The sequence below is a fragment of the Streptomyces sp. NPDC104096 genome (assembly GCF_055584385.1).
Window position 1 is genome coordinate 1 of sequence record NZ_JBVJMD010000113.1, and the last position, 9,688, is coordinate 9,688.

1 protein-coding gene is annotated in these 9,688 nt (G+C 73.1%); it reads left to right on the forward strand.

Annotation, left to right across the window (positions count from 1 at the left end; translation table 11 throughout):
* Positions 1–9,688, forward strand: a 9,688-nt coding sequence (locus ACZ60B_RS41910) for an SDR family NAD(P)-dependent oxidoreductase (RefSeq protein WP_469397076.1), incomplete at both ends; no start/stop codon positions are given.

Consider the following 9,688-nt stretch of genomic DNA (forward strand, 5'->3'; position numbering starts at 1 on the left):
GTGCCGCTCCGGTGGGTGGTGCCGTCGGCGGCAAGGTCGGGTTCTTGTTCTCGGGGCAGGGTTCGCAGCGGGTCGGTATGGGGCGCGAGCTGTACACGTCCTATCCGGTGTTCGCCGCGGCGTACGACGAGATCTGCGCGCACCTCGACGCCGTGGTCGACGTCGACTCGGAAGATCTGCACCGGACGGGTTCCGCGCAGCCCGCGCTTTTCGCGGTCGAGGTGGCGTTGTTCCGGCTTCTCGAATCGTGGGGCATCCGGCCGGACTTTGTGGCGGGTCACTCGGTCGGTGAGATCGCGGCCGCTCATGTGGCCGGGGTGCTGTCGCTCGAGGACGCGGCGAGGCTCGTGTCCGCCCGTGCCGCGTTGATGCAGGCGCTGCCCGCTGGTGGTGCGATGGTGGCGGTGCAGGCGGCCGAGGAGGAGGTGTTGCCGTATCTGACCGACGAGGTCGGTGTCGCGGCGGTCAACGGTCTTCGGTCGGTGGTCATTTCGGGTGTGGAGGGTGCGGTTGCGGCGATTGCCGAGGTGTTCGCCGCTCAGGGGCGTAAGACGTCCAGGCTGAAGGTCAGTCACGCGTTCCATTCGCCGTTGATGGAGCCGATGCTGGAGGAGTTCGCGGAGGTCGTCGGCGGTCTGGTCTTCAACGAGCCGCGGATTCCCGTCGTTTCGAACCTCACCGGCCGTCTGGCCGAGGCGTACACCCCGGAGTACTGGGTGCGGCACGTCCGTGAGGCGGTCCGTTTCGCCGACGGCATCAAGACCCTCGGCGAGCTGGGGGTGACCACGTTCGTGGAGATCGGTCCGGGTGGTGTGCTCAGCGCCCTCGTCCAGGGCTGCTTCGACGACGGTACGGACGTCGTCACCGTTCCCGCCCTGCGCGTCGACCGGCCCGAGCCGTACGCCCTCGTCAGCGCCGTCGGGCAGCTGTACACCCACGGCATCTCGCCCGACTGGCAGGCGCTCTTGCCCGGCGCCCGCCGCGTGGACCTGCCCACGTACGCCTTCCAGCGCGAGCGCTACTGGCTCGACGCGCCTCAATCGGCGACCGCCGGCACGCCAGAGGCGATGGACGCCGAGTTCTGGGACTCCGTCGAGAGCGAGGACCGGGCGTCTCTCGGTGCGCTTCTGGGACTGGAGCCCGCCGAACTGGGACTGATCGCACCCAAGTTGTCCGCCTGGCGCCGGAAGCGGCGCGAGCAGTCCACCGCCGACGGCTGGCGCTACCGGGTCACCTGGCAGCCGCTCGGTGACATGGCCGGGGCCGTTCCGCCGGGGACCTGGCTCTACGCGGTCTCCGAGGAGACCGCGTGGACCGAGGCGATCCGTGCCGGGCTCACGGAACTCGGCGTCACGCTCGTACCGTTCGCCTTGGGCGAGGACACCGACCGCGACGTACTCGCCCGGTCCCTCGCCGACGCCGGGCACGAACAGGCCGACGGGATCCTGTTCGCCGCAGCGCAGGGGGAAGCGGGAGCCGCTGCCCTCCAGCGGCTGGTCCTGCTGGTCCAGGCCCTCGGCGACGCCGGGATCGAGGCGCCGTTGTGGTGCCTGACCAGTGGCGCGGTGTCGACCGGCCCGACGGACCCGCCGACCGACCCCGTCTCCGCCCGGCTCTGGGGCCTGGGCAGGGTCGTCGCCCTGGAACAGCCGCAGCGCTGGGGCGGGCTCATCGATCTGCCCGCCGAGCCGGACTCCCGCGCGCTGGAGCGACTGGCCGGCGTCCTGGCTCAGGCCGACGAGGACCAGCTCGCCGTACGCGCCTCCGGCGTGTCCGGCCGCCGCCTCGTGCGCGCCCCGCAGAGCGCGGCATCTGCGGACGCACCCTGGTCGCCGCGCGGCACCGTGCTCGTGACCGGTGGTACGGGTGCACTGGGCGGCCACGTGGCCCGCTGGCTCGCCGGTGCCGGTGCCGAGCACCTGGTGCTCGCCGGCCGCCGGGGCCACGACGCCCCGGGCGCCGCCGAACTCAAGGCGGAGCTGGAGGAGTCGGGCACCGAGGTAACCGTCGCCGCGTGCGATGTGGCCGACCGCGACGCGCTCGCCGAGTTGTTGGGCCGGTACACCGTGAATGCCGTGGTGCACGCCGCGGGCGTACTCGACGACGGCCTGGTCGAATCGCTCACGCCCGAGCGCCTCGACGGCGTGCTGCGCCCCAAGGCGGACGCCGCGCTCCACCTGCACGAGCTGACCCGGGACCGCCAGGACCTCGACGCCTTCGTGCTCTTCTCCTCGATGACCGGTGTCTGGGGCAACGGCGGCCAGGGCGCCTACGGTGCCGCGAACGCCTTCCTCGACGCCCTCGCCGAGCAGCGCAGGGCGCAGGGCCTGCCCGCGCTGGCCGTCGCCTGGGGGCCCTGGGCGGACGGGGGCATGGCCGACGGCGCCGCCGGTGACCACCTGCGGCGGCGCGGCGTACGGGGGATCGCGGCCCTTGCCGCGATCTCAGTGCTGCACGGCGCGCTGACCCACGGCGAGACCTCCGTGACCGTCGCGGACGTGGACTGGGACCGCTTCGTCCCGGCCTTCGCCGGCACGCGCCCCTGCCCGCTGCTGCACGGCGTGCCCGAGGCCCGCGAAGCCCTCGAAGCACGCGCCCGGGCCGCCCGGAGCGCCGAAGTGCCCGTGTCCGCGCTGGTCCAGCGCCTTCTCGGCGCCACGCCGGGGGAACAGGGCCGCATCCTGCTGGACCTGGTCCGCGAGCAGGCCGCCACGGTGCTCGGCCACACGGGCAAGGGCGCCTTCGAAGCCGACCGGACGTTCCGCGAGACCGGCTTCGACTCGCTCACGGCCGTCGAGCTGCGCCACCGGCTCAACACGGCCACCGGCCTCAAGCTGCCCAGCACCCTGGTCTTCGACCACCCGACCCCCACCGCCCTCGCCCGTCACCTGGGCCAGGAACTCCTCGGCCGACCCGGGCCGGAGGCGGACGCCGCGCGGGCGACGGCCGCGGCCGCGCCCGACGAGCCCCTCGCGATCGTCGGCATGAGCTGCCGCTTCCCCGGCGGCGTCCAGTCGCCGGAGGACCTGTGGGAGCTGCTGAGCTCCGGCCGGGACGCGATGTCCGGGTTCCCCACCGACCGCGGATGGGACATCGACGCGCTCTACGACCCCGACCCCGACCGGCCCGGCAAGACGTACTCGCGTGAGGGGGGCTTCATCCAGGGCGCCGACCGCTTCGACGCCGGTCTCTTCGGGATCTCGCCGCGCGAGGCACTGGCCATGGACCCGCAGCAGCGGCTGCTGCTGGAGACCTCGTGGGAGGCCTTCGAGCGGGCCGGGATCGCCCCCGCGTCCGTCCGCGCCAGCCGCACCGGTGTCTTCGTCGGCACCAACGGCCAGGACTACGCCAACAGGCTGCGCAACGCGCCCGAGGAGATCGAGGGGTACGCGCTCACCGGCAAGGCGGCGTCGGTCGTCTCCGGACGCATCTCCTACACGTTCGGCCTGGAGGGCCCGGCTGTCACGGTCGACACGGCGTGCTCGTCCTCGCTCGTCGCCCTCCACCTCGCCGCGCAGGCGCTGCGGAGCGGCGAGTGCACGATGGCCCTGGTCGGGGGCGTCACCGTCATGACCACGCCGGAACTGTTCGTGGAGTTCAGCCGACAGCGCGGGCTGTCGCCCGACGGCCGATGCAAGGCGTTCTCGGCCGGGGCCGACGGCACGGGCTGGGGTGAGGGCGTCGGCATGCTGCTGGTGGAACGGCTGTCCGACGCCCGTCGCAACGGCCACCGGGTGCTCGCCGTCGTGCGGGGCAGTGCGGTCAATCAGGACGGTGCGTCGAACGGTCTGACCGCGCCGAACGGGCCTTCGCAGCAGCGGGTCATCCGGCAGGCGCTGGCGTCCGCCGGGCTCACGCCGGCCGACGTGGACGCCGTCGAGGCCCATGGCACGGGGACCAGGCTCGGCGACCCGATCGAGGCGCAGGCGCTCCTCGCCACGTACGGCCGGGAACACTCCGACGACCGGCCGCTGTGGCTGGGCTCGGTCAAGTCCAACATCGGTCACACGCAGGCCGCCGCGGGTGTCGCCGGTGTGATCAAGATGGTCATGGCGATGCGCCACGGCGTGCTGCCGCGGACCCTGCACGTGGACGAGCCGACGCCGCACGTGGACTGGTCGGCGGGCGCCGTGCGGCTGCTGACCGAGCCGGTGCCATGGCCCGTGACCGCCGGGCCCCGCCGGGCCGCGGTGTCGTCCTTCGGCATCGGCGGCACCAACGCGCACACCGTCATCGAGGAGGCGCCCGCCGCGGCCTTGGCCGAGCCGGCCCGGGAACACCGCCCGGTGCCCGTGCCCTGGGTGCTGTCGGCGAAGAGTGAAGTGGCGCTACGAGCCCAGGCGGAGCGTCTGCTGGCCGTCGCGACCGATGAGGTGTCGCACGTCGACGCCGGATTCTCGTCGGCCACGACGCGGTCGGCGCTGGAGCACCGGGCGGCGGTGGTCGGCACCGACCCAGCCGAACTGCGGGCGGGCCTTGAGGCCCTCGCCGCGGGGGAACCGGCGGCGAACGTCGTCGCCGGGCGCGCTCGTCCGACGGACAAGGTCGGGTTCTTGTTCTCGGGTCAGGGTTCGCAGCGGGTCGGTATGGGGCGCGAGCTGTACGCGGCGTACCCGGTGTTCGCCACGGCGTACGACGAGGTGTGCGCGCTCCTGGACGCGCCGGTCGATGTCGACTCGGAGGCGCTCGACCGGACGGGTTCGGCGCAGCCGGCGTTGTTCGCGGTGGAGGTGGCGCTGTTCCGTCTGCTGGAGTCGTGGGGTGTGCGGCCGGACTTCGTGGCCGGGCATTCGGTGGGTGAGATCGCGGCCGCTCATGTGGCCGGGGTGCTGTCGCTGGACGACGCGGCGAGGCTGGTGTCGGCGCGTGCCGCGTTGATGCAGGCGCTGCCCGCTGGTGGTGCGATGGTGGCGGTGCAGGCGGCCGAGGAGGAGGTGTTGCCGTATCTGACCGACGAGGTCGGTGTCGCGGCCGTCAACGGCCCTCGTTCGGTGGTCATTTCGGGTGTGGAGGGCGCGGTTGCGGCGATTGCCGAGGTGTTCGCCGCTCAGGGTCGTAAGACGTCTCGCCTGAAGGTCAGTCACGCGTTCCATTCGCCGTTGATGGATCCGATGCTGGAGGAGTTCGGGGAGGTCGTCGGCGGTCTGGTCTTCAACGAGCCGCGGTTTCCCGTCGTTTCGAACCTCACCGGCCGCCTGGCCGAGGTGTACACCCCGGAGTACTGGGTGCGGCACGTCCGTGAGGCGGTCCGTTTCGCCGACGGTGTGCGGACCCTGCACGAGCTGGGCGTGACCACGTTCGTGGAGATCGGCCCCGGGGGCGTCCTCAGCGGCCTGGCGCAGGGCTGTGTGGACGACATCGTCACCATCCCCGTACTCCGAGCCGACCGCCCCGAACCCCAGGCGCTCACCACCGCGTACGCCCAACTGCACGTCAGCGGGGCCGAAGTGGACTGGCACGCCTTCTTTCCGGGCGCCCGCCGCGTCGACCTGCCCACGTACGCCTTCCAGCGCGAGCGCTACTGGCTCGACGCCCCCGCCTCCGTCGGTGACATGCGCGCGGTGGGGCAGGGCGAGGCCGGTCACCCGCTGCTCGGCGCCGCCGTGCCGCTGGCCGACGGCGACGGACACCTGCTCACCGGGCGGCTCTCGACGCATACGCACCCGTGGCTGGTGGACCACGCCGTCGATGGGGTCGCGCTCCTGCCGGGAACCGCGTTCGTCGAGCTGGCGATCACCGCTGCCGATGCCGTGGGATGCGACCTGCTGGAAGAGCTGACGCTGGAGACACCGCTGCTCGTACCGGAGCGCGGGGGCGTCGCCCTGCAGGTGCGCGTAGGCGCAGACGACGGCTCGGGCCGCAGGCCGCTGACGGTGCACTCGCGGATCGACGGCGGAGCCGCGTACGCCCACGAGGACGTCTCCGGGCGGGCATGGGCCCGGCATGCCTCCGGCTCGCTGGCCGTCGCCACAGGAGGGCCCGTGGCCGGCTCGCTCGCCGCGTGGCCGCCCGTGGGCGCGGAGCGGGTCGACGTCGACGGGTTCTACGACCGCCTGGCCGGCATGGCGCTCGACTACGGACCCGTCTTCCAGGGGCTGCGCGCCGCGTGGCGGAACGGGGACGACTTCTTCGCCGAGGTAGAACTGCCGGGCGCGGAGCGGATGGACGCTGACGCGTACGGCCTGCACCCCGCGCTGTTCGACGCCGCCCTGCACACCGTCTGGCTGGGCGCGGTCGAGCCCGAGGCCGGGACGGGGAACGGGCTGCTGCCGTTCGCCTGGGGCGGTGTGCGTCTGGCGGCTGCCGGAGCCTCCGGCCTGCGGGTGAAGGTCTCGCGCGTCGGCACCGGCACTTCCACGGTGTCGCTGACGCTGGCCGACGGCACCGGTGAGCCGATCGCGCAGATCGACACGCTGACGCTGCGCCCGGTGCCCGCCGACCGGTTGCGCGCCGGTTCCGGCCGCGCCGACGCGCTCTTCGGCCTGGAGTGGATGCCGGTCGGCCTGCCGCCCGCGCCGGACGCCATGAGGATCGAGACGTACGAGGATCTCGCCGCTCTTCGGGCCGCGGACTCGCCGACGGGCACCGATGCCGGAGCCGTCGCCGATGCAGTGGTCGTGCACTGCCCGACCGGGGCCGGCGCGGACCTTGCCACACGGGTCCGTGAGATCACCCACGCAGTGCTGGAGCTGGTGCAGTGGTGGCTGGCCGAGGAACGCCCGGCGCGCCTGGTGCTGGTGATACGTACGGGAGACCTCGCCCAGTCGGCGGTCCGCGGACTGGTGCGCTCGGCGCAGACCGAGAACCCCGACCGCGTCATACTGGTGGAGACCGTCGGCGATGCCGATGCCGATGCCGATGTCGGCGGTGCCAGTCTCGCCCGGGTGCTGCCCGGCCTGATCGCGTCCGGTGAGTCGCAGGCCGCGGTGCACGCGGACGACGAGGTCCGGGTGCCGAGGCTGGTCCGCGTCGCCGCGTCGGACGCGGACCCGGAGCTTCCCGGCCTCGGCTCCGGCACCGTCCTGCTGACCGGCGCGTCTGGCGGGCTGGGCGGGCTGTTGGCCCGGCACCTGGTCGCCGAGCACGGTGTGCACAGCCTGCTGCTGGTCAGCCGCCGCGGTGGGGACGCACCCGGCGCGGCCGAGCTCGCCGCCGAGCTGACCGCGCAGGGCGCCGAGGTCACCTGGGCCGCGTGTGATGTGGCCGACCGTGATGCCGTCCGTGCACTCCTGACCGGGCCCGGGCAGAACCTGTCCGCGATCATCCACACCGCCGGCGTCCTGGACGACGGAATCATCGGCTCGCTGACCCCCGAGCGGCTGGACGCCGTGTTCCGCCCGAAGGTGGACGCGGCGCTGAACCTGCACGACCTGGCGTGCGAGCTGTCCGGCGACCTGTCCGCGTTCGTGCTCTTCTCCTCGGTGGCGGGCACCCTCGGCACGCCGGGCCAGGGGAACTACGCCGCTGCCAACACCTTCCTCGACGCCCTCGCCGAGCACCGCCGTGCCGCGGGCCTGAGGGCCACGTCGCTGGCCTGGGGCCTGTGGGCGCAGGACAGCGAGAGCGCCATGACCGGCGGCCTCGACCACGTCGATCTCACGCGCATCAAGCGCATGGGCCTCGCCGCGATCCCGTCGGCGGACGGCCTGCGGATGTTCGACGCGGCACTGGCCACCCGTCGGGCCGCGGTCGCCCCGATCCGGCTCGACACGTCCGCCTTCCGCGGCGGACAGGGGCAGCCCGTGCCGCCGGTCCTGCGCGAACTGGTGAGGGTCGCGCCGGTGCGGCGCGCGGCGCGGACCACGCCGAAGGGATCGCTGGGGCAGCGGCTGGCCGGGCTGCCGGAGGCCGGGCGTGAGCAGGTGGTGCTGGACCTGGTGCGCACCGAGGTCGCCGCCGTGCTCGGGCACGTCGGTACGCGGTCGGTCGGCGCGGACGACTCGTTCAAGGACATCGGGTTCGACTCGCTCACCGCCGTCGAACTGCGCAACAAGCTCAACTCGGCCGTCGGCATGCGTCTGCCGGCCACCCTGATCTTCGACCACCCGAGCCCGCTTGCCCTCGCCCGCTTCCTCACCGCCGAAGCCGCAGGCTCCGGCGAAGCGGCGGCAGCCGTGTCGGCGGCCCTCTCCCCGGCCACCGGAGCGGCGGACGAGCCCATCGCGATCGTGGGCATGGCCTGCCGCTACCCCGGCGGCGTGCGGTCGCCCGAAGACCTGTGGCAGCTGGTGCACTCCGGCCGTGACGCCGTGTCGGGCTTCCCCGAGGACCGCGGCTGGGACGTGGCGAAGCTCTACGACCCGGACCCCGAACAGTGGGGCACCAGCTACACCCGCCAGGGCGGCTTCCTCCATGACGCGGCGGACTTCGACGCCGAGTTCTTCGGGATCTCGCCGCGTGAGGCGCTGGCGATGGACCCGCAGCAGCGGTTGCTGCTGGAGACGTCGTGGGAGGCCTTCGAGCGGGCCGGGATCGACCCGGTGACGGTGCGGGGCAGCAGGACCGGTGTCTTCGCCGGTGTGATGTACCACGACTACGGCGGGCGCGTGCACACCTCGCCGGCAGGGCTGGAGGGCTACCTCGTCAACGGCAGTGCGGGCAGCGTCGCTTCGGGGCGTGTCTCGTACACGTTCGGCCTGGAGGGCCCGGCGGTCACGGTCGACACGGCGTGCTCGTCGTCGCTGGTGGCCCTCCACCTCGCCGCGCAGGCGCTGCGGAGCGGGGAGTGCTCGATGGCCCTCGTCGGGGGAGTCACGGTGATGGCCGGCCCGTCCGTGTTCGTGGAGTTCAGCCGTCAGCGGGGGCTGTCGGCGGACGGTCGGTGCAAGGCGTTCGGCGCCGGTGCGGACGGTACGGGCTGGGCCGAGGGTGCGGGCATGTTGCTGGTGGAGCGGCTGTCCGACGCCCGTCGCAACGGGCACCGGGTGCTCGCCGTCATCCGCGGCAGCGCCGTCAACCAGGACGGTGCGTCGAACGGTCTGACGGCGCCGAACGGTCCGGCGCAGCAGCGGGTGATCCGGCAGGCGCTGGCGAACGCGGGCCTGTCCTCGGGTCAGGTCGACGTGGTGGAGGCGCACGGTACGGGTACGAGGCTGGGTGATCCGATCGAGGCGCAGGCGCTGATCGCCACGTACGGTCAGGAGCGGCTGGAGGAAAGGCCGTTGTGGCTGGGCTCGCTGAAGTCCAACATCGGCCACGCCCAGGCCGCCGCGGGTGTCGGTGGTGTGATCAAGATGGTGATGGCGATGCGGCACGGTGTGCTGCCGCGCACGTTGCACGTCGATGAGCCGACGCCGCACGTGGACTGGTCGGCCGGTGATGTACGGCTGCTGACCGAAGCGGTTGACTGGTCTGCGGGCGACGGACCACGCCGAGCTGCGGTGTCCTCCTTCGGTGTGAGCGGAACCAATGCGCACGTGATCGTCGAGCAGGCGCCCGGCATGGCGGAGGATCCCCCGGCTCCGGCTCCGGCTCCGGCTCCGGCCTCGGGTGCGGTCGTGCCGTGGGTGCTGTCGGCGAAGAGCGATGCGGCGTTGCGGGAGCAGGCGGGCCGCCTGCTGTCCTTCCTGGACGCCGAGGACGCCGAGGGCGTTGGGGTTCGGCCGGGGGACGTGGGGTTCTCGCTGGCGACGTCGCGTGCGGTGCTGGAGCGTCGTGCGGTGGTTGTGGGGGAGGGGCTCGGAGAGTT